Origin of the sequence: Cupriavidus sp. SS-3 (genome assembly GCF_035818815.1) — a bacterium.
GTDB classification, from domain to species: Bacteria; Pseudomonadota; Gammaproteobacteria; order Burkholderiales; family Burkholderiaceae; genus Cupriavidus; species Cupriavidus taiwanensis_C.
This window is the reverse complement of the sequence record NZ_JAYLVT010000017.1, coordinates 50,152-75,415: the sequence shown is the minus strand read 5'-3', so window position 1 is coordinate 75,415 and position 25,264 is coordinate 50,152. Positions and strand designations below refer to the sequence as shown.

The 25,264-nt window shown below is 70.9% G+C and carries 24 protein-coding genes; 1 reads left to right on the top strand and 23 read right to left on the bottom strand.

What is annotated here, in order from left to right:
• Positions 1–9 precede the first annotated feature (9 nt).
• The 16 genes from U9J39_RS22510 to U9J39_RS22435 form a co-directional block, all read right to left on the bottom strand.
• Positions 10–972: a WD40/YVTN/BNR-like repeat-containing protein gene (locus tag U9J39_RS22510; RefSeq protein ID WP_326348122.1), complete on the bottom strand. Its 963-nt coding sequence runs from the start codon at positions 970–972 to the stop codon at positions 10–12.
• 194 nt (positions 973–1,166) lie between these two features.
• A complete protein-coding gene (locus tag U9J39_RS22505; RefSeq protein ID WP_116313559.1) occupies positions 1,167–2,372 on the bottom strand; it encodes an acetyl-CoA C-acyltransferase in 1,206 nt (401 codons plus the stop codon).
• 13 nt (positions 2,373–2,385) lie between these two features.
• Positions 2,386–2,841, bottom strand: coding sequence for a MaoC family dehydratase (locus U9J39_RS22500; RefSeq protein ID WP_326348121.1), 456 nt, complete (start codon positions 2,839–2,841; stop codon positions 2,386–2,388).
• Positions 2,842–3,005: 164 nt separating this feature from the next.
• Positions 3,006–3,809, bottom strand: a complete 804-nt coding sequence (locus tag U9J39_RS22495; protein ID WP_116313557.1) for an SDR family oxidoreductase — start codon at positions 3,807–3,809, stop codon at positions 3,006–3,008.
• The gene (locus tag U9J39_RS22490; protein ID WP_116313556.1) at positions 3,806–5,017 is read right to left on the bottom strand and encodes an acyl-CoA dehydrogenase family protein; all 1,212 of its coding nucleotides are present in this window, start codon (positions 5,015–5,017) and stop codon (positions 3,806–3,808) included. Before U9J39_RS22490 ends, U9J39_RS22495 begins: the two co-directional genes overlap by 4 nt.
• On the bottom strand, positions 5,014–6,174 hold the full coding sequence (locus U9J39_RS22485; RefSeq protein WP_116313555.1) for an acyl-CoA dehydrogenase family protein: 1,161 nt from the start codon (positions 6,172–6,174) through the stop codon (positions 5,014–5,016). The genes U9J39_RS22490 and U9J39_RS22485 overlap by 4 nt, the downstream gene beginning before the upstream one ends.
• 11 nt (positions 6,175–6,185) lie before the next feature.
• On the bottom strand, positions 6,186–7,061 hold the full coding sequence (locus U9J39_RS22480; protein WP_115712524.1) for an SDR family oxidoreductase: 876 nt from the start codon (positions 7,059–7,061) through the stop codon (positions 6,186–6,188).
• 49 nt (positions 7,062–7,110) lie between these two features.
• Positions 7,111–8,262 carry an acetyl-CoA C-acetyltransferase gene (locus U9J39_RS22475; protein ID WP_326348159.1) on the bottom strand — a complete coding sequence of 384 codons (1,152 nt, stop codon included), beginning with the start codon at positions 8,260–8,262 and terminating at the stop codon, positions 7,111–7,113.
• Positions 8,263–8,291: 29 nt separating this feature from the next.
• Positions 8,292–9,359, bottom strand: coding sequence for an acyl-CoA dehydrogenase family protein (locus U9J39_RS22470; RefSeq protein ID WP_326348120.1), 1,068 nt, complete (start codon positions 9,357–9,359; stop codon positions 8,292–8,294).
• 19 nt (positions 9,360–9,378) lie between these two features.
• The gene (locus U9J39_RS22465; RefSeq protein WP_326348118.1) at positions 9,379–10,545 is read right to left on the bottom strand and encodes an acyl-CoA dehydrogenase family protein; all 1,167 of its coding nucleotides are present in this window, start codon (positions 10,543–10,545) and stop codon (positions 9,379–9,381) included.
• Positions 10,535–11,320, bottom strand: coding sequence for an enoyl-CoA hydratase family protein (locus U9J39_RS22460; protein ID WP_326348116.1), 786 nt, complete (start codon positions 11,318–11,320; stop codon positions 10,535–10,537). Before U9J39_RS22460 ends, U9J39_RS22465 begins: the two co-directional genes overlap by 11 nt.
• A gap of 131 nt (positions 11,321–11,451) precedes the next feature.
• Positions 11,452–12,531, bottom strand: coding sequence for an NAD(P)H-dependent flavin oxidoreductase (locus U9J39_RS22455; RefSeq protein ID WP_115712517.1), 1,080 nt, complete (start codon positions 12,529–12,531; stop codon positions 11,452–11,454).
• The gene (locus tag U9J39_RS22450; RefSeq protein ID WP_115712515.1) at positions 12,528–13,418 is read right to left on the bottom strand and encodes an enoyl-CoA hydratase; all 891 of its coding nucleotides are present in this window, start codon (positions 13,416–13,418) and stop codon (positions 12,528–12,530) included. Before U9J39_RS22450 ends, U9J39_RS22455 begins: the two co-directional genes overlap by 4 nt.
• Positions 13,419–13,425: 7 nt before the next feature.
• Positions 13,426–14,226 carry a CoA-transferase subunit beta gene (locus U9J39_RS22445; RefSeq protein WP_115681602.1) on the bottom strand — a complete coding sequence of 267 codons (801 nt, stop codon included), beginning with the start codon at positions 14,224–14,226 and terminating at the stop codon, positions 13,426–13,428.
• Between the two features lie 15 nt (positions 14,227–14,241).
• Complete coding sequence (locus U9J39_RS22440; RefSeq protein WP_326348114.1) at positions 14,242–15,132, bottom strand: CoA transferase subunit A; 891 nt, start codon at positions 15,130–15,132, stop codon at positions 14,242–14,244.
• A gap of 15 nt (positions 15,133–15,147) precedes the next feature.
• On the bottom strand, positions 15,148–16,044 hold the full coding sequence (locus U9J39_RS22435; protein WP_116313549.1) for a VOC family protein: 897 nt from the start codon (positions 16,042–16,044) through the stop codon (positions 15,148–15,150).
• 263 nt (positions 16,045–16,307) lie between these two features.
• Between U9J39_RS22435 and U9J39_RS22430 the strand changes: the two genes are divergently transcribed.
• Positions 16,308–17,174 carry an SDR family NAD(P)-dependent oxidoreductase gene (locus U9J39_RS22430; RefSeq protein WP_326348113.1) on the top strand — a complete coding sequence of 289 codons (867 nt, stop codon included), beginning with the start codon at positions 16,308–16,310 and terminating at the stop codon, positions 17,172–17,174.
• A gap of 116 nt (positions 17,175–17,290) precedes the next feature.
• Here the strand turns inward: U9J39_RS22430 and U9J39_RS22425 are convergent, their stop codons facing one another.
• From U9J39_RS22425 to U9J39_RS22395, 7 genes are read right to left on the bottom strand one after another with little or no spacing between them, the layout of a single operon-like run.
• Positions 17,291–17,737 (bottom strand): nuclear transport factor 2 family protein, encoded by a 447-nt coding sequence (locus tag U9J39_RS22425; RefSeq protein WP_326348112.1) that lies wholly within the window; start codon positions 17,735–17,737, stop codon positions 17,291–17,293.
• A gap of 13 nt (positions 17,738–17,750) precedes the next feature.
• On the bottom strand, positions 17,751–19,382 hold the full coding sequence (locus tag U9J39_RS22420; RefSeq protein ID WP_326348111.1) for a FadD3 family acyl-CoA ligase: 1,632 nt from the start codon (positions 19,380–19,382) through the stop codon (positions 17,751–17,753).
• 1 nt (position 19,383) lies between these two features.
• Positions 19,384–20,439, bottom strand: coding sequence for a ferredoxin--NADP reductase (locus U9J39_RS22415; protein WP_326348110.1), 1,056 nt, complete (start codon positions 20,437–20,439; stop codon positions 19,384–19,386).
• A 36-nt stretch (positions 20,440–20,475) separates the two neighbouring features.
• Positions 20,476–21,240 carry an SDR family oxidoreductase gene (locus U9J39_RS22410; protein ID WP_115681615.1) on the bottom strand — a complete coding sequence of 255 codons (765 nt, stop codon included), beginning with the start codon at positions 21,238–21,240 and terminating at the stop codon, positions 20,476–20,478.
• Positions 21,224–22,936 carry an FAD-binding protein gene (locus tag U9J39_RS22405; RefSeq protein WP_326348109.1) on the bottom strand — a complete coding sequence of 571 codons (1,713 nt, stop codon included), beginning with the start codon at positions 22,934–22,936 and terminating at the stop codon, positions 21,224–21,226. Before U9J39_RS22405 ends, U9J39_RS22410 begins: the two co-directional genes overlap by 17 nt.
• Positions 22,937–22,954: 18 nt before the next feature.
• Positions 22,955–23,503 (bottom strand): flavin reductase family protein, encoded by a 549-nt coding sequence (locus tag U9J39_RS22400; protein WP_115712486.1) that lies wholly within the window; start codon positions 23,501–23,503, stop codon positions 22,955–22,957.
• On the bottom strand, positions 23,500–25,254 hold the full coding sequence (locus U9J39_RS22395; protein WP_326348108.1) for an FAD-dependent oxidoreductase: 1,755 nt from the start codon (positions 25,252–25,254) through the stop codon (positions 23,500–23,502). The genes U9J39_RS22400 and U9J39_RS22395 overlap by 4 nt, the downstream gene beginning before the upstream one ends.
• Positions 25,255–25,264 lie beyond the last annotated feature (10 nt).

Below are 25,264 nucleotides of genomic sequence, written 5' to 3'. Positions count from 1 at the left end.
CAGTCGGGTTCAGGGATTGGCGGCGAGCGTGGCGCCGGCCAGGCCGCCATTGCCGCCGAGCGCCAGCGTGTCCTTGCCGGTGGCGGCCAGCGCCGCCAGGGTCTGCGGGCTGCCCGCCGGCAGCACCGTGAAGCGGCGCCCGCCGTCGGCGGACATCACCAGCACGCCGCCCTGCCCCGCCAGCACGATGCGGCCATCGGCAAGCTCGGTGCCGCCGAAGAACGAGGTCCTGAGCCCGGTCTCCGCCGCGCGCCAGGTGGTGCCGAAGTCTTCGCTGCGCAGGGCGTTGCCGCGCATGCCGTAGGCCAGCCAGGCGCCGTCGCGCAGCGGCAGCACGCCGTAAAGCGAGCCTTCGTAAGGGGTCTTGACCGGCTCCCACCGGTTGCCGCCGTCGGTCGAGCGCAGCACCAGCCCGGCCTCGCCGACCAGCATCAGGCGCCCTTGCCCGTCGCTGGCGATGCCGTTGAGATGGCGGTCCTGCATGGCCTTGCCGCCGGCCTCTTGCCATTGCCGGCCCTGGTCGTGCGACACCAGGAAGCGGCCGAAGCTGCCCACCACGAACCACGGCCCGCTGGCCTGCGCCAGCGCGCCAAGCAGCGGATCCGACGATTCCGGATCGAAGGCAACCTGCTGCCAGTGCGCGCCGCCGTCTTCGGTGCGCAGGATCTGGCCGCTGTGCCCGACCGCGATGCCGCGGCGGCTGTCGGCAAAGGCCACGTGCGTCAGCGTGGCGCCTTGCGGCTTGTCCACCGTTGCCGGGCGCCAGCTGCGCCCCAGGTCGTCGCTGAACAGGATCTTGCCGCGCTCGCCGACGGCGACCAGGCGCTCGCCGGCGCGGGCGATGCCGTTGACCTGCAGGCCGTCCGGGCGCAGCGCGGTGGCCGGGAACGGCGGCAGCGGACGCGGCGCGAAGGCCCATACCGCGGTGGCCAGCACGGCCAGCGACATGGCGATGCCGAGCAGTCGTTTCATGATGTCTCCTCCGGGTTGGAGTGATGGCACTTGGCCTCGTGATTGTTTGCTCCCCTCTCCCGCTGGCGGGAGAGGGGCGGGGGTGAGGGCCGGCGCTCGCAATGCCGACACGCCCAACTTCGTGGAAGCTCTGGCCCTCACCCCCAACCCCTCTCCCACTGGCGTGGGAGAGGGGAGAAAGCCGGCAGCTTCGTTTATGGCAATACGTCGAACAGCGCCGCCGCCCCCATGCCGCCGCCAATGCACATCGTCACCACCGCCTGCTGCACGCCGCGGCGCCGGCCTTCGATCAGCGCGTGCGCGGTCATGCGCGCGCCCGACATGCCGAACGGATGGCCGATCGAAATGGCGCCGCCGTTGACGTTCAGCCGCGCATCGGGAATGCCAAGCTTCTGCTGGCAGTACAGCACCTGGCAGGCAAAGGCTTCGTTCAGCTCCCACAGGCCCACGTCGGCCACCGTCATGCCATGGCGCGCCAGCAACCTCGGCACCGCGAACACGGGGCCGATGCCCATCTCGTCCGGCGCGCAGCCGGTCACCGCCATGCCCCGATAGCGCCCCAGCGGACGCAGGCCGCGGCGGCGCGCCTCGTCGGCGCTCATCAGCAGCACCGCGGCGGCGCCGTCCGAGAGCTGCGAGGCATTGCCGGCGGTGATGTGCTCGCCCACGGGCACGGCCTGGCCGCCGCTCCAGACCGGCTTGAGCGCCTCCAGGCTGGCGGCCGTGGTGTCGGGCCGGTTGCATTCGTCCTGCGCCAGGCGCACGGTCTCGTGACCGGTCAGCGCGCCGGCCTTGTCGAACAGCGCGCGGCGCGATTCCAGCGGCACGATCTCGTCATCGAAGGCGCCGCGCCGTTGCGCCTCGGCGGTGCGCTGCTGGCTGCGCCAGGCGTAGGCGTCCTGCTCGGCGCGGCTGATGCCGTAGCGGCGCGCCACCACCTCGGCGGTCTCGATCATCGCCATGTAGGCCGCCGGCTGGCGCGCCAGCACCGCTTCGGACTGGGCCCGATAGCTGTTCTTGTGCTTGTTCTGCGTCAGCGAGATCGACTCCGCGCCGCCGGCGACGATGATGTCGGCCTCGCCGCACTGAATCGCGCGCGCACCGGCCGCGATCGTCATCAGGCCCGAGCCGCACATGCGGTCCATGGTCATGCCCGGCACGCTGTCGGGCAGGCCCGCCGCCACCGCGCTCAGGCGGCCCAGGTTGTAGCCCTGGGTGCCCTGCTGCGCGGCCGCGCCGATCAGCACATCGTCGACCTCGGCCGGGTCCACGCCGGCGCGCTCCACCACCGCGCGCACCACGTGGCCGCCCAGCACCGGGGCTTCGGTATCGTTGAAGGCGCCACGGAAGGCCTTGCCGATCGGGGTGCGCGCGACGGCGACGATGACTGCGTCTTTCATGCTCGGTTCCTGTTCAGAAGTAATAGCGGCTGATGGTTTCAGCCACGCAGGCGGGCTTGGGCTCGCCTTCGATTTCCACGGTCATGCGCACCACCGACTGCACGCCGCCATCCAGGGTCTCGGCGCGCACCAGCTCGCCCACGCCGCGCACGCGTGCGCCCACGCGCACCGGCGCCGGAAAACGCACCTTGTCGCAGCCGTAGTTGACGCCCCACTTCATGCCCTCGACGGTGACCAGCTCGGGCAGGAACTGGTTGACCAGCGCCAGCGTCAGGTAGCCGTGCGCGATGCAGGCGCCGTAGGGACCTTGCGCGGCGCGCTGCGGGTCGACGTGCAGCCACTGGTGGTCGCCGGTGGCATGGGCGAACTGGTCGACCTGTTGCTGGGTGATGCGGGTCCAGGCGCTGGCGCCGAGGTGGTGGCCGACGGCGGCGTGGATGTCTTCGGCGCAGCGGAAGATTCTTGGCATGTGTGGTTCCAGCATTAATTCGAGTACCAACTGTGCTTCCCGGTCAGAATGGATTGACGGTTGCCGCAACCAACGCAGCCAACGCCCTTCGCGAAGGCACCCCTCTCCCGCAAGCGGGAGAGGGGAGCAAACCCTCAGCGGGGCGACCGCATTCCAGCTGCCCCTCAAGCCCGCTGACTGCTCACCGGCAACACCTCCCCGGTCATATACGACGCATAATCGCTAGCCAAAAACACCATCACATTGGCCACCTCCCACACCTCCGCCGCGCGCCCGAAGGCCTCGCGCTCGCTCAGTTGCCGCAGCAGGTCCGCCGGCGCCGACTTCTTCAGGAAGTCGTGCAGCGCGATGCTCGGCGCCACCGCGTTGATGCGCACGCCGAACTCGGCGGCCTCCATCGCGCTGCAGCGCGTCAGCGCCATCACCCCGGCCTTGGCCGCGGCGTAGTGCGACTGCTCCTTCTGCGCCCGCCAGCCCAGCACCGAGGCGTTGTTGACGATGGCGCCGCGCCGCCGCGTCTGCATGTGCGGCAGCATCGCGCGCGTCATGCGGAAGGTGCCGGTGAGGGAAATATCGATGACGCGCGACCACTCGGCATCGTCCATATCAACTAGGCGGCGCGAGCCGCCCAGGCCGGCGTTGTTGATCAGCACGTCGGTGCCGCCGAGCGCCTCTTCCGCCGCGGCCACCAGTGCGCGCACCTGCGTTTCGTCGGACACATCGCACAGCTGGCCATGGATGGCCTGCAGCCCGGTTTCGGCGCGCAGGCGTTGGACCGCCTCGTCCAGGCGCTTGGGATGGATGTCGGAGATCATCAGCGCGCGGCAGCCCTCTTCCGCGCAGCGGCGCGCGGCGGCGAAGCCGATGCCGGCGCCCGCGGCGGCGGTGATCAGCACGCTCCTGCCGGCGAGCAGTTGGTGACCCGGCACATAGGCCGGGGCGGTGGGGGTTTCTGCGTGAAGGGTCATGGCTGTCCTCTGGCCTCGCGCGGCATGCCCAGCCCGCGTTCGGCGATGATGTTGAGCTGGATCTCGTTGGTGCCGGCGTAGATGGTGTCGGCGCGCGAGAACAGCGCCATCTGCTGCAGGCGGGTGCGGCGTGCGTCGTTCGTGTCGAGCACGTTGGCCAGCGGTCCCAGCACGTCGAGCGCAAGCTGGCCCAGGTCGCGGTGCCAGTTGGACCAGTAGTACTTGTAGATCAGCGCCTCGCGCTGCAAGGCCACGTCGACATCCTCGCCGTCCTGGCCCGCCTGCGCGGCGCCGGCCAGCATGCGCAGCGCGTTGGCGCGCATCACGCGCAGGCCGGCCCAGGCGCGCGCGATGCGCTGGCGCACCAGCGCATCGCGGCTGCTGCCGTTGTCGCGCGCGGCCTGCGCTACCCATTCCAGTTCATGCGTGAACTGCATCTGCTGGCCCAGCGTGGAAATGCCGCGCTCGAAGCCGAGCAGCGCCATGGCGATGCGCCAGCCGTCGCCGGGCTCGCCCAGCACGTCGGCGGCCGCGGCGCGCGCGCCGTCGAAAAAGACCTCGTTGAACTCCGCACCGCCGCCCATCTGACGGATCGGGCGGATCTCGATGCCGGGCTGGTCCAGCGGCAGCATCAGGAAGATCAGGCCCTTGCTGCCGCGCGAGCCGGGCTCGCAGCGCGCCAGCACGAAGATCCAGTCGGATTCATGCGCGAGCGAGGTCCAGACCTTCTGCCCGCTGACCAGCCAGTCGCCGCTGTCGGCATCGCGCATCGCGCGCGTGCGCACATTGGCCAGGTCCGAGCCCGCGCCGGGCTCCGAATAGCCCTGGCACCAGAACGTGGTGCCGTTGCGGATGCCGGGCAGCAGCCGCGCCTTCTGGTCCTCGGTGCCGAAGGCGATCAGCGTCGGGCCGATCAGCCCCTCGCCGATATGCCCCATGCGGCCCGGGCCGCCGGCGCGTGCGTATTCCTCGTGGAAGATCACCTGCTGCATCACCGGCAGCTCGCGCCCGCCATGCGCGCGGGGCCAGCCCAGGCCGGTCCAGCCGCCCTCGGCCAGGCGCCGTTCCCATGTCTTGCGCAGCTCGGGATAGGCTTCTTCGTCGCCGGGGCCGCCGCGGTGTTTCAGGCATTCGAACTCGCCGGCCAGGTTTTCGGCCAGCCACCGCGCCACCTCGGCGCGGAATGCCGACTCTTCATGCGTTTTCATGCTGTCCTCCATGCCTGCGGGCCGTTGGCGGCAATGTAGGCAAGCGCGGCGCCGGCACCGCCCAGCCACTGGCTGGCGGCCTGCGCGCGCTTGAAATAGAGCTGGGGGTCGTACTCCCAGGTAAAGCCAACCCCGCCATGCAGCTGGATGGCTTCCTGCGCACAGAAGCGCAGCGCGTCGTCGGCGGCGACAGCGGCGGCGCAGATCTCGAGCCGCGCGTCGGCGACATCCGCCGTCTGCCACGCCTGCGCCGCGCCATACACCGCCGAGCGCGCGGCCTCGACCAGCACCATCATCTGCGCGCAGCGGTGCTTGACCGCCTGGAACGAGCCGATGGCGCGGCCGAACTGGATGCGCTCAGCTGCATAGGCGACGGTCAGGTCCAGGCATTGCTGGGCCGCGCCCAGCTGCTCGGCGGCCAGCATCAGCTTGCCGTGCCACCACGCCTGGGCCAGTCCCTGCACGGCGGCGTCCCCGCGGGCCAGGCAGGCGCTTGCGGCAACGGCCAGGCCGTCGAACCGCAGCGACGCCAGCGGCCGCGTGCGGTCGAGCGTGTCCAGCGGCGCCAGCGCGAAGCGCGCATCCCGCGCCAGCGCAGCGGGCTCCAGCAGGAACAGCGCCGGTTCGCCATCGTCGAGCCGCGCCGGCACCAGCAGCCAGTCGGCCCCGGCGGCATCGGCGACCTGGTCGGCGCTGCCGCGCAGCACGAAGCCGTCCGCGCCGGCCTGCGCAGTGATCGGGACACCGTCGTAGTGCCAGCCGCCATCGTCCGGCAGCACCGCCGCGGCGCGGCACTCGCCCGTGGCCAGCCGCTCCAGCCACGGCCCACTGTGGCCGACGCTGCCCTGCAGCCACGGCGCCGCCACGCAAGCGGTCGACCAGAACGGCACGCACGCCAGGCGCTGGCCCAGCTGCTCCTGCAGCAGCGCCAGCCCGGGCGCGCCCAGGCCGGCGCCGCCCACGGCTTCAGGCAGCGCGATGCCGCACCAGCCAAGCTCGCCCGCGATCGCACGCCACAGGGCGTCGTCGTGAGCCGGCCCCGCCTCGGTCACGCGCCGCACCGCCGCCGAATCGCTGTGCGCGGCGAGGTAGTCGCGCGCGCTGTCGCGGACCATCTGGTGTTCGACTCCGAACTCGACGGAACTGGAGAAATCCATGGCCGTCGCGCTCAGCTGCCGTACACCGCCTGGGGCGGCTGCGCCTGTGCCAGCAGCCCCGCCACGGCCGCACCCACTTCCGCCGGTTGCCAGCGCCCGCCCTTGTCGGCCTTCGGGCCGGTGCGCCAGCCGTCTGCCACCGACACCATGCCGCCGGCCGCCTCGAACATGCGGCCATTGACCTGCGCGGACGCCGCGCTGCCCAGCCACACCACCAGCGGCGCGACGTTGGCCGGATCGTAGTAGTCGAAGCCGCCTTCCGGCGCCTTCATCATGTCGGCGAACACGTCTTCGGTCATGCCGGTGCGAGCAGCCGGCGCCAGCGCATTGGCGGTGATGCCGTAGCGCCCCAGCTCCGCGGCCTGCACCAGCGTCAGCGCGGCGATGCCAGCCTTGGCGGCGGCGTAGTTCGACTGCCCGACCGAGCCCTGCAGGCCCGCGCCGGAGCTGGTGTTGATGATGCGTGCGTCGACCGCGCGGCCGGCCTTGGCGGCATCGCGCCAGCGCCGCGCCAGCAGGTTGGCCAGGCAGAAGTGGCCGCGCAGGTGCACGCGCATCACGTCGTCCCAGTCCGACTCGGTCAGGCTGACGAACATGCGGTCGCGGCAGATGCCGGCGTTGTTGACCAGCACGTGGACTTCGCCATAGGCCGCGACCGCGGCATCGACGATGCGCTGGGCGGTGGCCAGCTGCGTGATGTCGTCATCGCTGGCGAGCGCGCTGCCGCCAGCGGCGCGGATCTCGGCGCAGACCGCCTCGGCCGCGTCGCGCCGGATGTCGTTGACGACCACGTTGGCGCCCTCGGCGCCGAATGCCAGCGCATAGGCGCGGCCCAGCCCGCCGCCGGCGCCGGTGATGATGACGGTGCGTCCGTCGCAGATACCCATATCCCTACTCCTTGCGATTTGGGTCCCCGCCTGCGCGGGGACGACAAACTTACAACCGTTCAATAATCGTGACGTTGGCCAGCCCGCCGCCCTCGCACATGGTCTGCAGGCCATAGCGGCCGCCGGTGCGTTCCAGTTCGTGCAGCAGCGTGGTCATCAGGCGCGCGCCGGTGGCACCCAGCGGGTGGCCCAGTGCGATGGCGCCGCCGTTGGGGTTGGTGCGCTCCGGCGCGTAGCCGGTCTCGGCCAGCCACGCCATCGCCACCGAAGCGAACGCTTCGTTGATCTCGACCACGTCGATATCGGCCAGGCGCAGGCCGCTGCGCTCCAGCGCGCGCTTCGTCGCCGGAATCGGGGCAGTCAGCATCCACAGCGGGTCGTCGCCCAGCACGCTCATATGGGCGATGCGCGCGCGCGGCGTCAGGCCGTAGCGCTTGAGCGCGTCCTCCGAAACGATCAGCAGCGCGGCGGCGGCATCGGCGGTCTGGCTGGAGACGGCCGCGGTCAGCGAGCTGCCCGGCATCAGTGGCTCCAGCGAAGCCATCTTGGCCAAGGTGGTATCCGGGCGCGGGGTCTCGTCATGCTGCACGCCTTCGCAAGCGACGATCTCGCGCGCGAAGCGCCCGTCCTCGCTTGCGGCCGCCGCACGCTGGTGGCTCTCCAGCGCATAGGCCTCCATGGCCTCGCGCGACAGCTTCCAGTGCTCGGCAATGCGCTGCGCGGCGTGGAACTGCGACACCGGCGCATCGCCGAAGCGCGCCTGCCAGCCCTTGCTGCCCGAGAACGGGTCGGCAAAGCCCAGCGCCTGCCCGGCCAGCATCGCCGACGAGATCGGGATCTGCGTCATGGTCTGCACGCCGCCGGCGATCACTACGTCCTGCGTGCCGCTCATCACCGCCTGCGCGGCGAAGTGCACGGCCTGCTGCGACGAGCCGCACTGGCGGTCCACCGTCACGCCCGGCACCGTCAGCGGCAGCCCGGCCGCCAGCCAGGCGCTGCGCGCGATATTGCCGGCCAGCGGGCCGATGGTGTCGACGCAGCCGAACACCACGTCGTCATAGTCCTCGGCCGGGATGCCGTTGCGGCGCACCAGCTCGGCCAGCACGAAGCCGCCCAGGTCGGCCCCGTGGACGTGCGACAGTCCGCCCTTGCGGCGCCCGGTGGGCGTGCGCAGGGCATCAACGATATAGGCGTGTTTCATGGTCATTGGTCTCCTTGGGATCGGGCCCTTCAGGCAAAGGTGGCGCCGGCGCCGATCGCCTGCTCGCCGTCCAGGATGTGCGCGCCCAGGCGCGCCTTGTGGAAGGCGCGGTCGCCCCAGCTTCCCGCCAGGGCCCAGGCGCGCTTGGTGAAGATTTGCAGGTCCAGCTCCCAGGTGTAGCCCATCGCGCCATGCACCTGGATCGCCTGGCGTGCCGCGCTCCACGCGCAGCGCGCGGCGGCGACGCGGGCATGCGAGACGTGCAGCCCCGCATGTGGCAGGTTATGCGCCAATGCGGCAGCTGCGCGCAGCAGCACCGGCTTGGCAAACTCCAGCTGGATCGCCACGTCGGCCAGCAGGTGCTTGACCGCCTGGTAGGCACCAATGGCCTTGCCGAACTGCTTGCGCTGCGCGCTGTAGTCGATGGCCAGGTCGAGCATGCGCTGGGTCAGGCCCAGCTGCTGCGCGGCCACGCCGAGCGCGCCGCGGTTCAGCGCCATGTCCCACAAGCCGGTGCCGGCAGGGATCAACTCGGTGTGCGCCGCAGGCGTCCACGCCAGTTCGAACAACCGGCGCGACGGATCCAGGCCGGTGCGCGCGGTCAGCGTGGCCTGCTCCGGCCGCAGCAGGTGCACGGCGCCTTGATGCGCGCACAGGATGGCGTCGGCGACGTGGGCGTCGGCAACCAGCCGCTGCTGCGGGTGCGCCACCGCCACGCGGGCATCGCCGGCGGCGATGCGTTCGAGCAGCGTGGCACAGCGCTCGCGCGTTGCCGCGTCGGGCGCGGCGGCAAGGGCATCGCGCAGCAGGCCGGCGGCCACCAGCGCGGTGTCGAGCAGCGGCTCGGGCAGCGCGAAATATCCACATGCCTGCGCCAGCGGCGCCCATTCGAGTTCGCCCAGCCCCAGTCCGCCCTGCTCCGCCGGCACCATCACGGCGGTCATGCCCTGGTCGGCCAGTTGCCGCCACAGCGCGTCGGAGCGGCCGGTCTCGGTCGCCCACAGCTCGCGCGTCAGTTCCGGCGTCATCTCGGTCATCAGGAAGCGCCGGATCGCCTCGGCAAACTGTTCCTGCTCTTCGGTCAATGCGAAATCCATGTGTTTTCCCCGGGTGCCGTCATGCGCGCGGCATGCCGAGCAGGCGCTCGGCGACGATGTTGCGCTGGATCTCGTTGGTGCCGGCATAGATCGGCCCGGCCTGCGCGAACAGGAAGCCATCCAGCCAGTGGCCGAGCGAACCCGGCGGCTGCCCCGCGGGCGCGACTTCGGCGGCCTGCCCCAGGATCGCCAGCGCGGTATCGTGCATATGGATGTCCAGCTCTGACCAGAACACCTTGTTGGTGCTCGATTCCGCGCCGATGTGGCCGCCCTTTACCAGCCGGCTCGCGGTGGCATAGGTAGACAGCGTGTAGGCCTCTGCGTCCATCCACGCGCGCAGCACCGCTTCGCGCAGCGACGGATCGCGGTCCGCGACCTCGCGGTTGGCCTGGTACAGCCGCACCAGCGCGCGCGCGGTTTCCTGGAAGCGGGCGGGCGAACGCAGCATCAGGCCGCGCTCGAAGCCGGCGGTGGCCATCGCCACCTGCCAGCCGGCGCCCTCGGCCGCCAGCCGGTTCTCCACCGGCACGCGCACGTCGTCGAAGAAGATCTCGGCAAAGCCGGTCTGGCCGTTGAGCTGGCGGATCGGCCGCACGGTGATGCCCGGCGTATCGAGCGGCACCAGCACGAAGGTCAGCCCGTGATGGCGCGTCGACGCCGGATCGGTGCGGAACAGGCCGAACAGCCAGTCCGCCCACACCGCGCGCGTCGACCAGATCTTCTGGCCGTTGATCACATAGTCATTGCCGTCGCGGAGCGCGCTGCAGCGGATCGCGGCCATGTCGGAGCCGGCGTTGGGCTCGGACCAGCCCTGCGCCCAGATATGCTCGCCGGCGGCCATGCGCGGCAGGAAGCGTGCCTTCTGCGCCTCGGTGCCGAATTCCATCAGCGTGGGGCCCAGCAGGAAGATGCCGTTCTGGTTGACGCGCATCGGCGCGCCGGCACGCCAGTACTCTTCCTCGAAGATCAGCCACTCGATCAGGTCGCAGCCGCGACCGCCCAGTTCGGCCGGCCACGTGACCATGCTCCAGCGGCCCTGGTTGAGCGTGGCTTCCCAGGCGCGGTGCTGGGCAAAGCCGGCCTCGGTGTCGAAGCTTTCCAGCGGCGTGCGCGGCACGTGCGCGGCCATCCAGTCGCGCACCTCGGCGCGGAAGGCGTGCTGGGCGTCGGTGTATTCAAGCTGCATCGCGGGCTCCCGCTGCGAAAGAAGCTTCTCGGCCTTCGACAAAGGCGGCGCGCGCCTCGCCGGAATCGGCGCTCATGTACGCCTGCAGCGTGAAGCCCTGCTCCCAGCGGTACTTGTCTTCGAGGTTGCCGTCTTCCACGCCGTTGAGCGCTTCCTTGGCCAGCTGCAGCATGGCCGGGCTCTTGGCCGCGATCTGGCGCGCCAGCGCCATGGCGGCGTCGCGCAGTTCAGCGCGCGGCACCACGCGCTCGACCGCGCCCAGGCGATAGGCTTCGGCGGCGTCGATCATCTCGCCGGTGAAATACATGGCCCGGACCTTCTGCACGCCGAACATGCGCTGCAGGTGCGCGCCGCCGCCCATGGCGCCGCGGTCGATCTCGGGCACGCCAAAGCGCGCGCATTCCGAGGCGACGATGATGTCGGCCGCGCCGCAGATGCCGATGCCGCCGCCCAGCACGAAGCCGTGCACCGCGACGATGACCGGCTTGGGATTGCGATGGACGGCGCGGAAGGTGGCGTAGTTGCCGGCATTGACGCCGACGATGCGCTCCGGGTGCGCGGCCAGTTCCTTGATGTCGACGCCCGCGCAGAAGCCGCGGCCTTCGCCGCGCAGGACGATCACGCGCACGGCGGGATCGGAGCCGAGGCGGTCGATGGCCGCGGCCAGCGCGTGCCAGCCGGCGTTGTCGAGCGCGTTGACGGGTGGGTGGTCGATCACCAGTTCGGCGATGCCGTCGGCGGTGTCGATGCGGAAGGGGTGGTGCGTCGGTTTCATGGTGGATTTGCCTGTCATGGTTGTTGGTGCGTTGGGGCAGGTTTGTTGATTCCTTGCATTGGAAGCGCCCGCCCTCACCCCCGGGCCCCTCTCCCGCTCGCGGGAGAGGGTCGGGGTGAGGGCCGGGCGGATCAATGAAGCTCCGCCTCCCGCAATGCCAGCGCCTCCATCCGCGCCCGCGCCTGATCGACCATCCCCGCCACGATCTGCTCGCACGATTCGATCGCGCCGATCGCCGCGGCCGCCTGCCCGCTGGGCAGCACGCCCTCATCCGGGCACCCCTCAACCATCGCGCGCTGGATCAGCACCGGCGCATTGGCAGCCATCAGCGTTTGCGCGGCGCTGTAGTCCTGCTCGCGCATCGCGCGCCACGCGGTCGCCAGCATCTGCGTGCTGCGCATGCCGGTGCGTGCCTGCCACTTGCGCGCGGCCGACAGCGCCAGCCACGTGCGGCGCAACGGGCCGGCCTGTTCCAGCCCGATCAGCAGGTCGTTGTCGATCATCCGCTGCGGCAATCCGTCGATCGCCAGCGAGACGCGGATCTGGCCCGCGTCACGTACCTTGACGTAGCGCTCCAGCGTCTGCGCCGGCACCGGCGACTCGGCCGACATCAGGAAGCGCGTGCCCATGGCCACGCCGGCGGCGCCGTAGGCCAGCGCCGCGGCCAGCCCGCGGCCGTCGAAGAAGCCGCCCGCCGCCACTACCGGCACGCTGACACTGTCCAGCACCTGCGGCAGCAGCAGCGTGGTGGGCGTGCCGCCGGTATGGCCGCCGCCCTCGCCGCCCTGCACGGTGACCACGTCCGCGCCCATCTCCACGGCCTTGGCCGCGTGCTTGGCGGCGCCCACCGTCGGCATGCAGACGATGCCTGCCGCCTTGAGCCGGCCAACCATCTTCGCGTCCGGGCCGCGCCCATAGCTGACCGCGCGCAGCCGGTGGCGGATCGCCATCTCGATGACCTCGTGCGCGTTGGGCTGGAACATGTGGAAATTGATGCCGAAGGGCCGGTCGCTGAGCGCCTTCACGCGCAGGATTTCGCGTTCGACCTCGCCCGGCGGGATCGTGGCGCCGGCCAGGAAGCCGAAGGCACCGGCGTTGCCGCTAGCGGCGACGAGCTTCGCGTCGGCGACCCATCCCATTGCCGTCTGCACGATCGGATAGCGGCAGCCGAGCAGGTCGCACAGCACGGTGTGCAGGCTGGCGGCGCTCATGCCTTGCCCTCGCCGCCGGTGCGTTGCGACGCCGCCATGGCGCGCGCGTCATAGCCGCCGAGCTTGTCGCCGCTGACCAGTTCGTTATGCGCGTGGGCAAAGTGGTGCCAGGCAAAGACCGCATCCATCGCGGTGCGCTTGCCCTGCAGGTCTTCCACGTGGTTGACGGCCTGCTTGGTCAGCGTCAGGCCCAGGCGCGGCATCTGAGCGACCTTGGCGGCCATGCCGTAGACCGTGTCCTCGAGCGCGTCGCGCGGCACCACGCGGTTGACCATGCCCATGCGCTCGGCACGCTCCGCGCCCATGCGCTCGCCCAGGAACAGGAATTCCTTGGCGATGCGCGGGTGCAGCTCGTACGCATGCGCGAAGTACTCCACGCCCGGGATGCCCATGCGCACCACCGGATCGGCAAAGAAGGCATCGTCGGAGGCCACGATCAGGTCGCACACCCAGGCCAGCATCAGCCCGCCGGCGATGCAGGCGCCGTGCACCATGGCGATGGTGGGCTTGGGCAGCTCGCGCCAGCGCCGGCACATGCCCAGGTAGACCTCCTGCTCGCGCGCATAGAGGAACTCGCCGCCGGGCTTGTTGACGTGGTCATACCAGAGCGAGGCGCGCTCGAAGGTCTCGTTGATGTCGCGCCCCGGCGTGCCGATGTCGTGCCCGGCCGAGAAATGCTTGCCCGCGCCGCGCAGCACGATCACCTTGACCGCGTCGTCGGCGGCGGCGCGCCGGTACGCCTCGTCCAGCGCATACGTCATCTTCGAGTTCTGCGCGTTGTGGAACTGCGGCCGGTTCATCGTCACCGTGGCGATGCCGTCGGCGACCTGGTAGAGCACCTCGGCGTTCGGGCCGAGGCTGATGGGTTCGATGGCGGTCGATGTCATGGCAGTCTCAGGCGCGTCCGGAAGGATTGCCGCGCACGATCGCGGCGCGCAGGTTGTGCGGGTCGAGCTGCGCGATCAGCCGCAGTTCTTCCGGCGTCGGTGCCGCAGTCTCCGGCAGCGCCTCGCCGGGCGGGTTGGCCAGCGCAAAGCCGGTGGCGGCCTGCACCTGCTCCAGGCTGACGCCCGGGTGCAACGAGCGCACGCGGATGGCATGATCCGCTCCGCCGAAATCCATCACGCACAGGTCGGTGACGATCACGCGCAGGTCCACGAAGCTGCGCATGCCTTCGATCTGGCGCGCCGGGTTGTAGCCGACGCTGCAGACCATGTCGACTTCGCCGGCCACAAAGGCGCGCGGGCTATGCCCCGGCACGAAGAAGGAATTGGCATGGTGGATGCTGTTGCCCGGGAAGCCGCGCGCGCCGAGCAGCTGGGTTTTCGGCTGCGCATGCGTGCCGCCCAGGCAGGAGATATTGGCCTGGCCGAAGCGGTCGATCTGCGTCGGCATCACCAGCGCATGGCGGCGCCCCCCCCACAGGCAGTCGAACACGCGCGCATAGCCCATCCAGCCGCTCGCGCGCACCTGGTAATCCGGTTCGCGCGGGCCCAGCGGCACCGGCGTTTCCACCAGGTAGGCCTCGCCGTCGGTCAGCAGCAGGCCGGGATTGTGCGCGAGCCGCGCGAGGCCCGCTGCGATGCGCGGGCCGGTGCCGATGCCAGTGGCCAGCACCTCGCCGTCGTCGCGCCAGGCGCGGGCGGCGACGGCGATCATCAGCTCGGCGCGGGTAAATTCATAAGTGGCGCTCACGGTCGCTCCTTGGGATCAAAGTACGGGCAGCGGCAGGTCGTGCACGTGGCCAGGGCCGCCGATGCACGCCAGGTAATGCGCCTCGCTGTCGCCCACCACCTCGTCGCGGTAGGCACGGAAGCCGTCTTCCGCGTCGGCGCTGGCGCAATAGGACTTCAGCGCCGGCAGGTCCCAGCCATAGGCCGGCGCGCACGAAGTGGGATGCGCGCCCGCCGGCGCGTGCACCACGCCGGTCACCAGCGCGCGCTCGAACGGGTTGTTGCGGGCGCGCGCCAGTTCGGTGTCTTCGAGGCGCGGGTGCAGCGTTTCGCAGCTGACATAGCAGCGCTGCGCGGCGCGCGCGAACCACTCATCGAAGAACGGATCAGGGCCGTCGATGCGGGTGTTGCCCAGCACATCGCTTTGGTTCACGTGCAGCAGCGCCGCATCCAGCGGGATCGCCGGCATCGCCAGCAGCACCTCGCCATCGTCGTACGGCGAACGGACGGTCTTCAGGTGCGGGTTGCGGTCCAGCACGTCGGTGCCCAGCGCGGCGCGCGTCGGCAGGAACGGCAGGCGCGCGGCGGCCGCGCGCAGCCCCAGCTGCAGCATGCCCTCGTCCAGCTCGGTCACCTCCAGCAGGCCGCGCTCGCGCGCCTGGCGGAAGTACGGCTCGAGCGGGATCACGTCGAGCGAGACAAAGCCGAACACCAGCCGGCGCACCTTGCCGGCGGCGCACAGCATGCCCACCTCGGGGCCGCCATAGGCCACCACGGTCAGGTCTTTCAGCGGCGAGCGCAGGATCTCGCGCACCAGCGCCATGGGCTTGCGGCGCGGGCCCCAGCCGCCGATGCCGATGGTCATGCCGTCGGCGAGCTGGCCGACCACGTCGGCCGCGCTCATGGTCTTGTCGATGGTCTTGTTCATAGGTCTGTGCCGCGCTTAGCGGTATCCGATGCTGAAGTCATGGCCCCACAGGCTGACCCGCGTGGCCTCGTAGGCGGCGTGGCGGCTCCAGTCCACCTCCAGCCCGCCGTGCCCGAACTCGAGGTCGAAGCCGCCGGGGGTCTTCATGTAGAAGGAAGTCATGCGGTCATTGCAGTGCTGCCCCAGCGTGGCCGACAGCTTCACGCCGTGCTGCTGCACGCGATCCAGCGCGCGGCCCACCTCCGCCATGTCGGGCACCTCGGCCATCACGTGGATGCAGCCGGCTTCGGACGGCATCTCGAAGATCGCCAGGCTGTGGTGGCGCGCATTGGCGCAATGCAGGAAGTGGATGCGCTTTTCCGGCTCGTTGGGATCGCTGGTGAAGCGCACGCGGTAGATGTCCGACAGGCCGAAGCCCATCACGTCGCGCAGGAAGGCATAGGTCTGGTCGAAGACCGGCGCCGGCAGCACGGTGTGGCCGGCGCCCATCGGGTCGGTGATGAAGCGCGGCACGCCGACCGGCGAGACGAAGCGCAGGAAGTCGGAGCGCATGCCCCACGAGACCTCGTGGCGGTTGCCGGACGGATCGGCAAACCAGGCCATCGCCTGCACGCGGCGCTGCGCGAGTTCCGCGGGGCTGGCCTGCACGACTTCGACCTTGGCCTGGCGCAGCGTCTCGAGCGCATGGCGATAGGCGGCCTCGTCGGCCAGCTCCCAACCGGATGCCAGGTAGCGGTCGCGCGCGCCGGGCACCACCAGGTAGCGGTAGTCGCGTTCATCCATCTTCACGTACAGCGCACCGCCAGGGGCGCCGGCGCAGGTCATGCCGAGCACCTGTTCGGCATAGCCTCGCCACTGCCCGATGTCGGTGGACTCGACCACGATGTAGCCAAGCGCACGAATATCCAACATGCCGGTCTCCTCAGGTTCGATGTGGGTGTTCGATGTGAGTGTCGAACGGGGCGGCTGCGGCGCGGCTGCAGCCTGTCGATGGGACCGATTCTTTCGTGTGCGGGCACTTGGTGCATCGTCCTGGCGGACTAGCCGGTATCGCCACGCCGGGCCTTCCGGTCGGCGCGCGGGCGCAGCCCGGGATAGTCCGAACGAGTGATGTGCGGGCGGTGCGCTGGCCGCACCCTCTGCGCGGGACAGACCCCCTACACAGAGGAGCAGAGATGACGGAATCAGGACAAGCCTGCGTCGCCGTGGTCACCGGCGCATCACGCGGCGCCGGCCGCGGCATTGCGCTGGCGCTGGGCGCGGCGGGCGCCACGGTGTATGTCACCGGCCGCACCGAGCAGGAGGGCAGCGCGCCGCTGCCTGGCACCATCCACGCCACCGCGCGCGAGATCGATGCGCTCGGCGGGCGCGGCGTCGCGGTCGCCTGCGACCATGGCGACGACGCCCAGGTCGCGGCGCTATTCCGCCGCGTGCACGAAGAGACGGGACGGCTGGACATCCTGGTCAACAACGCCACCTTCCTGCATGACGAGCTGATCCAGCCGGGGCCGTTCTGGCACAAGCCGCTGGAAATGGCCGGCATCCTCGACGTGGGGCTGCGTTCCGGCTATGTCGCCAGCTGGCACGCCGCGCCGGTGATGGCGGCGCAGCGACGCGGGCTGATCGTGTTCACCTCGTCCTTCGGCGCCAACTGCTATATGCATGGGCCGGCGTACGGCGCGCAAAAGGCCGGCATCGACAAGTTCGCCCACGACATGGCGGTGGACCTGCGGCCGTACGGCGTGGCCGCGGTGTCGCTGTGGATGGGCCCGCTGCGCACCGCCCGCACGCTGCGGGTATGGGAGGAGCATCCGGACAAGTACGCGGCATTCGCGCCGGTGGCGGAGACGCCGGAGTTCACGGGGCGCATCATCGACGCGCTATACCGGGATCCGGTGCTGATGGAGAAGTCCGGGCAGGTGCTGATCGGCGCGGAAGCGGCGCTGGCCTATGGCATCGTCGACGCGGAAGGCGTGCAGCCGCCGTCGTACCGGGAGGCGCTGGGCGGCCCGCCGGCGGTGCATCCGGCGATCGTGGAATAGGGGTCCGAGGCGCCGGCGGCCTCGCACACGCCGGCCCTCTCCCCCGGCCCCTCTCCCGCTTGCGGGAGAGGGGAGCAAACAATCAGCTGGCGCCATCCAGCTCGAGCACCGTCAGCCTACTCCCCCACCGACAACAACCCCGTCGAAAACACCGTCGACCGGATCACCCAAGCCCCCTCCACCCTCACATACACATCCACATATCGCCCAGTCAGGAAAGTCCGCGTCCCGCTGGCATCATCCAGCGCCAGGTAAGCCAGGTCCCAGCTACCCTGCGCCGTGCCATCCTCCCCCACGCGAATATCCCCCTGCCCCGCGAAATGCATCTCCCGCAGCGTAGGCCGGCAGGCCAGTTCGGCAAAGCACTGCACCAGCGCATCGCGGCCCGCGAACGTCCCGATCCGGTCATAGTGGATATGCGCCCCGTCGGCAACAAAGCACGCCCGCATGGCCTCGGGGTCCTTGTCGTCGCAGGCGCGCAGGTAGCGCAGCTTGAGCGCCCGGATCGCATCGGCGGCCTCGAGCCGGTCCAGCCGTTCGGCAATCGACTTCATGTCCGTCATGGCGTGTCTCCCGTCACGATGCCCGCAACTGGTACTTCAGCACCTTGCCCGCCGCGCTGACCGGCAGCGCGGTCACGAACAGCACCTCGCGCGGCACCTTGTAGTTGGCCATGTGCCGGCGTGCCCAGGCAATCAGCGTGTCGGCATCGACCCGCGCGCCGTGGCGCAGCACCACGTAGGCGCGGCCGACCTCGCCGAGGCGGTCGTGCGGCATGCCCACCACCGCCACCTGCGCCACCGCCGGATGTGCCACCAGCAGCTTCTCCACCTCGGCCGGATAGCAGTTGAAGCCGCCGACGATAAACATGTCCTTGATGCGGTCGGTGATGCGCAGGTAGCCGCGCGCATCGAGCGTGCCGACGTCGCCGGTATGCAGCCAGTCGTCGCTGTCGATGGCCTCGGCGGTGGCTTCGGGCAGGCCGAAATAGCCCTGCATCACGTTGTAGCCGCGCACCAGCACTTCGCCCGGCTCGCCGGTGGGCACCGCCTGCCCCTGGGCGTCGATGCAGCGGATCTCGATGCCCGGCATCGCGCGGCCGGAAGTGCCGGCAACGGTGTCGGCGTCGTCGCCGGCGCGCGTCAGCGTGGCAAAGCCGCACGATTCGGTCAGGCCATAGCCGGTGATGATGGTATCGAAGCCGAGTTCGTCGCGCATGCGCTGGATCAGCGCCGGCGCGATCGCCGAGGCGCCGGTCACCGCCACGCGCAGCGAAGACAGGTCGAACTCGCGCAGGCGTGGCGCGTTGAGCAGCGTCTGGTACAGCGTCGGCGGGCCGGGCAGCACCGTGATGCGCTCGTTCTCGACGCGCGTCATCACGGCCTCGGCGTCGAACACCAGGTGGGGCAGCACCGTGGCGCCGCGCGACAGCGCCGCCAGCCATCCGGCCTTGTAGCCGAACGTATGGAAGAACGGATTGACGATCAGGTAGCGGTCCCCCGCCCGCACGCCGGTGATGGCGGCCCAGCTGTCGATGGCGCGCAGGTTCTGCGCATGCGCCGTCATCACGCCCTTGGGCCGGCCGGTGGTGCCGGAGGTGAACATGATGTCCATCGGCGTGTCGCCGCCCACGCCGGCCTCGCGCGCGGCAAACGCCGCCATGTCGGTGCGCGGCGCCTGCGCGAGGAAGTCGTCCCATGCCAGTTCGTCGGCGCCGGCAGCCCGGCCCTGCCCCGGCCGCAGGATCACCAGCCGCTCCAGCGTGGCGGGCCGATGCGGCGCCAGCATCTGCGGATAGCTTTCGCCGAGGAAGCCGTCGACGCAGAACAGCAGGCGCGCGCCGCTGTCGGCCAGCACCGCGCCGGCTTCGGCCCCTTTCATGCGCGTATTGAGTGGCACCAGCGCCGCCCCCACGCTGTGCGTGGCCAGCGCCGCGACGATCCACTCGGAGAAGTTGGGCGCCCACACGGCCACGCGGTCGCCGGGCTGCACGCCCAGCGCCATCAGCGCACGGCCCGCCTGGATCCGGCCGGCATCGAGCGCGGCGTAGGTCAGGCGCAGCCCGTCTTCCTGGATGGCGATGCGCTCGCCGTGGCGGCTGGCCGCGCGCCGCAGCAGCGCGGGAATGGTCTCGGCAAGGCTGTCGTTGGCCGCGGCTTCGATGCCGGCCGGTGCCACAATGGCGTCGAGGGTGTCAGATGGGGTCATGTCAATCCGGGAACTTCAGGTGGATCTCGCTGCTGGCCGGGCGCGCCTGGCAGGCCAGGGTCCAGCCCGCGTCCAGGTCGGCGCGGTCGAGCACGTGGTTTTCGCCGAGCGTCACGTCGCCCTGCGTCACCTGGCACATGCAGGCGCCGCACAGGCCGGCGCGGCAGGAGCTGGGCGTGGCCACGCCGGCGCGCTGCAGCGCGTCGAGCACGGTTTCGTCGGGGCTCACGCTGACCTGATGGGTGGCGCCATCCAGCTGCACGGTGAGGGCGGCGCCGCGCATCGCGGGCGCGGCGCGGCCGGCATCGGGCGCAGCCACGGTGGCCGGGGGCGCTGCCGCCGGCGCATCGGGCAGCGATACGAAGCGCTCCACGTGCAGCTGACCACGCGGCACGCCCAGCGCCTGCAGCGCGGCCTGGGCGCCGTCCATGAAGGGCCCGGGCCCGCAGACAAAGCACTGCGCCACGCTCCACGGCCGCACCAGCTCCTCGATCTGGCGCTGAGTGGGCGGGCCCTGCACGCTGTCGAGCCAGTGGATCACGCGCAGGCGGCCGGGATGGCTGCGCGCCAGTTCCGCCAGCGCCTCGCGGAAGATGATGGAGCGCTCGTCGCGGTTGGCATACACCAGCGTGACCGCGCCGCGCCCGTGCCGCAGCGCCGCCTTGGCGATCGACAGCACCGGCGTGATGCCGCTGCCGCCGGCCAGCAGCAGGAAGTCGCCCTGCAGCGCGGGCGGCGTGAACACGCCGGCCGGCGGCATCGCCTCGACCGTGTCGCCTGCGCCGAGATGGTCGCAGATCCAGTTGGACACGCGCCCGCTCTGCACGCGCTTGACGGTCACGCGCAGCGCACCGTCCACGCCCGGCGAGCTGGACAGCGAATAGCAGCGCTGCAGCGGCACGCCGTCGACCGGCACGCGCAGCGTCAGGAACTGGCCCGGGCGGTAGGCAAAGGTCTCGCGCAGCCCGTCCGGCAACGCGAATACCAGTGAATGCGCCTGGTCCGTCTCCGCGACCACTTCGGCGATCTGCAGCCGATGGAATTGCACTGGCGCCATGATGTCCTTGTTTCGTCGTTGCTTCCCGGCGCGCGCTCAGGCCACGCCCATGATGGTCTGGGCGTTGTCGATGCGCAGTTCCGCGCCATTGATGAAGCGCGATTCGTCCGAGGCCAGAAACAGCACCAGGTTGGCTACGTCGCGCGGATGGCACATGCGCTGCATCGGCTCGGCGCCGCCGACCTCCTCGGGCAACGCGGTGGCGCCGCCGGGCAGGAAGGCCGCGGTCATCGGCGTCAGGATGCCGTCCGGATGGATCGAGTTGCAGCGGATGCGGTAGCCGCTCTGCTTGCAGTGGCCCGCCACGGCGCGCGTCAGCGCCGCGACCGCGCCCTTGCTGGCGCTGTAGGCGCAGAACGCGCCCATGCCGCCCAGCGCCGCCACCGACGACATATTGACAATGCTGCCGCCGCCCGCCTTCATCGCGGCCACGCCGTACTTGCAGCCCAGGAAGTAGCCGTCGGCGTTGATGCGCATTACGCGCTGCCACTGCTCCAGCGTGGCCTCCTCGACCGTCCCCAGCATCAGGATGGCGGCGTTGTTGACCAGCACGCTGGGCGCGCCGAAGCGCTGCTCGGTGCGCGCCATCACCTGTTGCCAGCCGGCTTCGCTGGCGATGTCGTGCGGCACGAACAGCGCGGTCTCGCCGATCTCGCGCGCCAGCGCGTGGCCCGCTTCCTCGTTGACGTCGGTCAGCACCACGCGCGCGCCTTCGCGCGCCAGCAGCAAGGCGTCTTCCTTGCCGACGCCGCTGGCGGCCCCGGTGACGATGGCGATCTTTCCTTCAGTACGTTGGCTCATGGGTAGTCTCCTGGTTGGTATGGGCCTGCTGGCCGCCGATGGGGTGGCCGGCAGGCTGTTGTGCGAGATGGCGGCCCGCGTTGCGTCCCGACCAGATGCAGTCGGCAAGCGACAGGCCGCTCACGTAATGATTGGAGGCGATGCCGACGGCGGTGCGGCCCACCGCATAGAGGCCGGGTATGGGCGCGCCGCCCGCGGCGGCCAGCACCCGGCCGCTGGATTCCTCCACCGCCAGCCCGCCCAGCGTGATCGCCGGACACGGAAAGACCCGGCTATCGGCCGAGATGTCGATGGCCAGCCACGGCCCGGTCTCGAGCGACGCGCACATGGCCGCCGACTTGCCGGCCGGATCGGGCGTTTCGCCACGCGCCGCGGCGTTATACGCGTCGAGGGTCGCCCGCAGCGCGGCGCCTGGCATGCCCAGCTTGCCGGCGAGCGCCTCGATGCTGGCGGCGCGGCGCGCACCGGCCAGCATCAGCAGCGCCGCGGGCAAGGCCTGGAACGCCCACAGCCGGCCGCCCAGGCATTCGCGCAGGGCCTCGCGCGCCAGCGCGCGGTTCAGCACCAGCCAGGCACGCCCGCCGTGCCGCTCGCAGATGGCATGGCCAAGCGTGGCGCCATAGGTTTCCTCGTTGCCGATGCGTGTGCCCTGCGCGTCGACCACGCAGCCGCGCGCCCACGCGAACGGCGGGTTGATGAAGCGCCACGCCGACACGCGCTCCAGGTGCCGCGTGGCGCCGCCCGCCGACTCGCCGAGGCGGATGCCGCTGCCATCGCAGCCGGTCGCCCCCAGCCGCCAGGCCTGCTGGTACTTGCCGGCGTGGCGCGCCACCATGGCGCGGTTGAAGATAAAGCCGCCGGTGGCCAGCACCACCGCGCTGGTCCGTATTGCGACCGGCTGTGCATGGCGCAGCTCCAGCTGCAGCACCAGCGCGCGCAGGCGGTCGGCCAGTGCCGGCATGGCGTTGTGCAGGCGCTCGGCCAGCCGTGCCAGGCGCGCATGGCGCTTCTGGAGACGGCCCGGCGGCAGCTGCCAAAGTTCGACGCCGACCACCGCGCCGTCGCGGTCCAGGATCAGCCGCCGCGCCGCGCTATGGCGCATGACCGTGATCTGCCGGTGGTCTTCCACCGCACGGCGCAGCACGCCATACAGCGTGCGGCCGGACATGCCGGGACCCTTGACGCGGTGGCCGCGCGGGGCGGGCGCGGCATGCCGCGCGTAGGCGGGCACCGCTTCATTGCCGGAGTAGTACAGGTAATAGGGCTGCGCCGGATACGAGGTCTTGCGCGGCGGCACGGTGGCGGCAAAGCGCACCCCCAGCGCCTCCAGCCACCCGAGCATCGCGCGGCTGTGCTCGCAGAAGTCCTGCAGCATGGCGTCGCTGACCACCCCTTCGGTTTCCTGGCGCAGGTAGCCGGCCATGGCCTGCGGGGTATCGTCATAGCCCGCGGCGCGCTGGTAAGGCGTGCCGCCGCCGGCATAGACCACACCGCCGCTCCTGGCGCTGGCGCCGCCGCCTTCGAAGCGCTCCGCCACGATCACGCGCGCGCCGCCCTGCGCGGCTTCCAGCGCGGCGCAGGCGCCGGCGGCGCCGAAGCCGACCACCACGGCATCGCAGGCGGCCTGCCAGGGATGCGCGTCGGGGTCATCGAGCCGCAACGGGGCGTGGACGGGGGTGACGGCGTCGTAAGCCATGCTGGCGCTTGCTCCGCGTTATGCCGAACACAGCGCGCCCAGCGGCGCCGAGGTGGTATAGGCGCCGTCGACGTAGACCAGCGGCGAGACCTCTCCGGCCAGCCGGACTTCGCGCAGCCGGCCGATAAAGACCGCATGGGTGCCGTAGTCGAAGCGGCCATCCTGCTGGCAGAACAAATTGGCCTGGGCATCGCGCAGGGACGGCACGCCCAGCAGGTCGTCTTCCCACTCGCCGCTGGTGAAGCGCGCTTCGCCCTTGAGCCGGCCGCTGCAATCGACCGCGATATCGCGATGGTCAGCGGCGAGCAGGTTGATGCAGAAGTCCGCACCGGCATCGAGCGGCGGGTAGATCGACGAATTGCGGTTGATGCAGATCAGCAGCGAGGGCGGATCGGCGGACAGCGAATCGACCGCAGTCACCGACATCGAATAGCGGCGCTCGCCGTGGCGGCAGCTGATCACGGCGACGGAGCGCGCCATGCGGCGCATCGCCTTGAGCATGTCATCGCGCAGCGCGCCACCGGCTTCGGCGCTGGCATCCGCACTGGATTGGGGTCTGGCGCTCATAGAGCCTCCTGTACTGGTTGAGCGGGGTGCGTGGCGGCGGGTTGCCGCGCATGCTGCGAGATCACGTCCGCGGCGATCATGCCGAAGGTCATTGCCGGGCCCAGCGTGGAGCCGGCGCCGGGATAGCTGGTGCCCATCATCGACGCGCTGGTATTGCCGATGGCAAACAGGCCGGCGATGGCGCTGCCGTCAGCGCGCAGCACGCGCGCGCTGGCGTCGGTGACCAGCCCGCCCTTGGTGCCGATATCGCCGGCATCGAGCCGCACCGCGTAGAACGGCGCCTTGCCGATCGGCGCCAGGCAGGGGTTGGGCCGTACCGCGGGGTCGCTGTAGTAGGTGTCGAACAGGTTGTCGCCCTTGCCGAACTCCGCGTCCACGCCGGTGGCGGCGTAGTCGTTCATGCGCACGACGCTGGCGGCCAGGCCATCGGCATCCACGCCGATCTTCTGCGCCAGCTGCGCCAGCGTGTCGGCGCGCACCAGGATGCCCGACAGGCTGGCCGGGATGCTGCGGTCCGGCATTACCGAGCCGGGCAGGATCGGCCCGCACGGGTACTTGTGGCGGAAGGTGGCATCGAACACCATCCAGGCCGGCACGCTGCATCCGGTCCGCTCGTGGTCGCGGTACATCGCGGGCACGAACTCGGAGTACGGCGCGGCCTCGTTGACGAAGCGCCGGCCCTGTCCGTTCACCACCAGGCAGCCCGGCATGGCGCGCTCGATGAACAGCGCGCGCTGTTTCTCTTCGCCCTGCACCTGCACCGTGGGCGCGCCCCAGACGTGGGACATCAGCGCCACGTCGGCGCCGGCCGCCTGCGCCGCGCGGATGGCGTCGCCGGTATTGTTGGGCGGCGTCGCGCTCCAGGCGGCGCGGGTCGGTTGCGGCAGGTATTGTTCGCGCATGGCCTGGTTGCGCTCGAAGCCGCCGGCGGCGAGGATCACGCCGCGCAGCGCGCGGATCTCCACCACGCGTCCGTCCTGCACGGCGCGCACGCCGCGCACGGTGCCGTCCTCGACGATCAGGTCCTGCAGCGCGGTATCGAGCCACAGCGGAACCGCGCGATCCATCAGCGCGCGCCGCAGGCCGCCGACCAGGCTGTTGCCCAGCGTGAGGCGGCGGTCGCGCCGGGTCCTGCGGCGCCAGCCCAGGTCGAGCCAGTAGCGCGCGAACTGGCGCAGCGCCAGCCCGAACCAGCCGGGCGAGCGGCACAGCAGCGCGTGCGCCTCGCCGGAGGTTACGGCGACGCGGCCGCCTACCAGCGTGCCCGGCGAGGGCGGGCGCAGCCGGTCGAACTCCTCGCGCAGCTGCGCGCCGTCGAACGGCATCGGGTCGAGCGCACGGTAGCCCGGCATCGCCCCCGGCAGTTTCTGGAAGTAGTCGGCGTAGCGCGGCAGCGTGTAGTAGTGCACGCCGGCCTGCTGCTCCAGGTATTGCAGCATGCGCGGCGCCTGTTCGAGATAGGCGCGGATGCGCTGCGGGTCGCCGTGCTCGCCGGTGCAGGCGAGCACGTATTCCAGCGCGCTGGCGTAGTCGTCCTGCCCGCCCGCCGGCGCGATATGGTGGTTCAGCGGAATCCAGATGCCGCCGCCGGACACCGCCGAGGTGCCGCCGTACTGGCTGCTCTTCTCCAGCACCACCACCGACAGGCCGCGGTCGGCGGCGCGGCAGGCGGCCAGCAAGCCGCCGGCGCCGGAGCCGACCACCACCACGTCAAACTCGCCGGGCTGCATGCGCGCTCTGCTCTGGCTCATGTTGGGTCCT

Excerpts from the sequence above, each read along its gene's own strand:
- U9J39_RS22400 (WP_115712486.1), bottom strand. The coding sequence starts at position 23,503 with ATGAGCGCCAGACCCCAATCCAGTGCGGATGCCAGCGCCGAAGCCGGT.
- U9J39_RS22405 (WP_326348109.1), bottom strand. The coding sequence starts at position 22,936 with ATGGCTTACGACGCCGTCACCCCCGTCCACGCCCCGTTGCGGCTCGAT.
- U9J39_RS22495 (WP_116313557.1), bottom strand. The coding sequence starts at position 3,809 with ATGACCCTTCACGCAGAAACCCCCACCGCCCCGGCCTATGTGCCGGGT.
- U9J39_RS22460 (WP_326348116.1), bottom strand. The coding sequence starts at position 11,320 with ATGAAACCGACGCACCACCCCTTCCGCATCGACACCGCCGACGGCATC.
- U9J39_RS22500 (WP_326348121.1), bottom strand. The coding sequence starts at position 2,841 with ATGCCAAGAATCTTCCGCTGCGCCGAAGACATCCACGCCGCCGTCGGC.
- U9J39_RS22470 (WP_326348120.1), bottom strand. The coding sequence starts at position 9,359 with ATGGATTTCGCATTGACCGAAGAGCAGGAACAGTTTGCCGAGGCGATC.
- U9J39_RS22395 (WP_326348108.1), bottom strand. The coding sequence starts at position 25,254 with ATGAGCCAGAGCAGAGCGCGCATGCAGCCCGGCGAGTTTGACGTGGTG.
- U9J39_RS22450 (WP_115712515.1), bottom strand. The coding sequence starts at position 13,418 with ATGACATCGACCGCCATCGAACCCATCAGCCTCGGCCCGAACGCCGAG.
- U9J39_RS22465 (WP_326348118.1), bottom strand. The coding sequence starts at position 10,545 with ATGCAGCTTGAATACACCGACGCCCAGCACGCCTTCCGCGCCGAGGTG.
- U9J39_RS22490 (WP_116313556.1), bottom strand. The coding sequence starts at position 5,017 with ATGAAAACGCATGAAGAGTCGGCATTCCGCGCCGAGGTGGCGCGGTGG.
- U9J39_RS22415 (WP_326348110.1), bottom strand. The coding sequence starts at position 20,439 with ATGGCGCCAGTGCAATTCCATCGGCTGCAGATCGCCGAAGTGGTCGCG.
- U9J39_RS22485 (WP_116313555.1), bottom strand. The coding sequence starts at position 6,174 with ATGGATTTCTCCAGTTCCGTCGAGTTCGGAGTCGAACACCAGATGGTC.
- U9J39_RS22420 (WP_326348111.1), bottom strand. The coding sequence starts at position 19,382 with ATGACCCCATCTGACACCCTCGACGCCATTGTGGCACCGGCCGGCATC.
- U9J39_RS22455 (WP_115712517.1), bottom strand. The coding sequence starts at position 12,531 with ATGAGCGCCGCCAGCCTGCACACCGTGCTGTGCGACCTGCTCGGCTGC.
- U9J39_RS22440 (WP_326348114.1), bottom strand. The coding sequence starts at position 15,132 with ATGAACAAGACCATCGACAAGACCATGAGCGCGGCCGACGTGGTCGGC.
- U9J39_RS22425 (WP_326348112.1), bottom strand. The coding sequence starts at position 17,737 with ATGACGGACATGAAGTCGATTGCCGAACGGCTGGACCGGCTCGAGGCC.
- U9J39_RS22505 (WP_116313559.1), bottom strand. The coding sequence starts at position 2,372 with ATGAAAGACGCAGTCATCGTCGCCGTCGCGCGCACCCCGATCGGCAAG.
- U9J39_RS22480 (WP_115712524.1), bottom strand. The coding sequence starts at position 7,061 with ATGGGTATCTGCGACGGACGCACCGTCATCATCACCGGCGCCGGCGGC.
- U9J39_RS22510 (WP_326348122.1), bottom strand. The coding sequence starts at position 972 with ATGAAACGACTGCTCGGCATCGCCATGTCGCTGGCCGTGCTGGCCACC.
- U9J39_RS22410 (WP_115681615.1), bottom strand. The coding sequence starts at position 21,240 with ATGAGCCAACGTACTGAAGGAAAGATCGCCATCGTCACCGGGGCCGCC.
- U9J39_RS22475 (WP_326348159.1), bottom strand. The coding sequence starts at position 8,262 with ATGAAACACGCCTATATCGTTGATGCCCTGCGCACGCCCACCGGGCGC.
- U9J39_RS22430 (WP_326348113.1), top strand. The coding sequence starts at position 16,308 with ATGACGGAATCAGGACAAGCCTGCGTCGCCGTGGTCACCGGCGCATCA.
- U9J39_RS22435 (WP_116313549.1), bottom strand. The coding sequence starts at position 16,044 with ATGTTGGATATTCGTGCGCTTGGCTACATCGTGGTCGAGTCCACCGAC.